Genomic DNA, 298 nt, shown 5'->3' with positions numbered 1-298 from the left:
GGCACAAGCCTGGCCCGCTACCACTACAACCACCGGGGCGAGCGCATCAGCAAAACCACGGCCAGCAGCAGCACAGCCTACCTGTACGAGGATCGCCAACTCAGCGCCGAACTCGACGCACAGGGCCGGATCACGCGCCAATACATCTACTTGGCCAACAGACCCATTGCAGTCATCGACACCCCCGCAGGCCGCCCACTGGCCGACGCCCCCCGCAGTGTGCTGGCCGACCTGAAAATCATTGTGCAAGGCTGGTTTGAGCAAGCAGAAAAAATCGTATGGCTGCACGCCAACCACC

Annotated in this window: 1 protein-coding gene; it reads left to right on the top strand. The window is 61.7% G+C overall.

The genetic code is table 11. The features are described from left to right. Positions 1-298: hypothetical protein (locus VTU_RS34145; RefSeq protein ID WP_010108976.1), on the top strand; the 298-nt coding region annotated here is incomplete at both ends.

This window comes from Verminephrobacter aporrectodeae subsp. tuberculatae At4 (genome assembly GCF_000193225.1).
GTDB lineage: Bacteria > Pseudomonadota > Gammaproteobacteria > Burkholderiales > Burkholderiaceae_C > Acidovorax > Acidovorax aporrectodeae.
Note: the sequence above shows the minus strand (reverse complement) of the source record. Positions and strands in the feature narration are given on the sequence as shown.